We start from the raw sequence: 1445 nt of genomic DNA on the forward strand, positions 1-1445 counted from the left end.
TGCGAAAGGGGGAGAAGCTCAAGGAGCGTGTGGATGCGCAGTTGCAGTCGGTGGCTGAAGATCCTGCACTCATCAGGTCATTCTTCAGACACCCATCTGTCGCCTATATTTCTGACTTGTGAGTAAGTAATTGGCATCAGGTCGCCTCTCAAAGGTCGGATATCTTCGGACGATACCATCCGAACATCTCACCATTGGCTCTGAGCCCCAGTCGCGGGGGCCCATCCGGTCATTCCACTTGGGTCCCATCGTATCAATAATACCTACCACATTAGGTACATTTCTATATATCGCCGAAGTTTCCTTCGGCTTGATTGTCTTGAAAGTATTATTGCTCGCTACTGGTGATTTAGGGGGCAGTCTGGAAGATGATCCAGCCTCGTTCTGGCGTCGTGCCTCGTTCCGTCCTGCTCTAGGTAGGTTGGATGTTCTTGGTCTGGCAGGTGACTCTGTATAGCCATGGCCTGCCCTCAACGGGGATGGCATACCGTGCGGTATTGGTGTTTGCTGGGTCGATCCCCTTGATCTGGTTTGGGGCTCGGTCGCCTGATCTGAACGATTCCGTCGAGAACTTGCAGGCGCCTTGTTGACAGAGTAATCCATGGTCATTCCATATTGGAAATTAAAATCCCACCAATGATTCAAATCTCCGGAATGAATACATTGGTGTGATTATTGGTTTCAAGAACTTTATGGCTTTAATAGGCGCGGCAAGGTATTTTGGGCACATCTTTGCACATGGTTCATGCAGAAAAATCAAAACACCCGAACGGATTTCTAGAACTGCGAAGGGCCAGCTTCACAATTTCTGGCTCTATGCCGTTTCGAGTGGAACTTGACCTCAGGGAACGCGCGGGGTAAGCGGCCCTGGGGGCTGGGCTCGTCGTACTCGTTGCGGTGGCGCGCGCCGCCCGCCAGCGTGTAGCCCACCAGCAGGTGATGGCTCCACTCGAAGCGGCGCACCTGGCCCTCTGCGTTGGTGTGGGCCACCAGGTTGGGCGGGGCTTGCTCGCTGCCGGGGGCCTGCGCGCCGGGGGCATCCTGTGGGTCTGGCGAATATTGGTAGCGGGCCAGCAGGGTTTCCTGGCCATCCGCATGCACGGCGTTGACGGTTTCCAGCTGGCCGTCCGGGCTAAAGCCCAGGCGCAGCCAGCGGCCCGCGCTGTCGGTGATGCGTTGCGGGCGCGGCGGGATGCCGAAGGGGTCGAAGCCGTCCGCCTTGCCATGGCGGGCACCGTTGCGGGGCTCTGTCGCCGATCCGTCTGCCAGCCGTTCTGCGAAGTCGCCCGCCTCGAAATGGAGTTGAATGCGGTTGCCATTGCGGTCCGATAGCGCGAGCAAGGGCAGGCGCCACTGGCCTGGCGCCTGCCGTGCGAAGTGGTGCGTGCGCCCGTCGGTGTGAACCAGCTGCCAGGCGTGCACGCCGGTGCGGCGCACGGTGAATT

2 pseudogenes are annotated in these 1445 nt (G+C 58.3%); one reads left to right on the forward strand and one right to left on the reverse strand.

The features are described 5' to 3' along the window. A pseudogene (locus tag AVHM3334_RS23625) lies at positions 1-122 on the forward strand (IS630 family transposase); the annotation flags it as partial. A 655-nt stretch (positions 123-777) separates the two neighbouring features. Here AVHM3334_RS23625 and AVHM3334_RS23630 read toward each other — a convergent pair. Further along, a pseudogene (locus tag AVHM3334_RS23630) lies at positions 778-1445 on the reverse strand (hypothetical protein); the annotation flags it as partial.

It is taken from the genome of Acidovorax sp. SUPP3334 (genome assembly GCF_030159055.1).
Lineage (GTDB): Bacteria > Pseudomonadota > Gammaproteobacteria > Burkholderiales > Burkholderiaceae_C > Paracidovorax.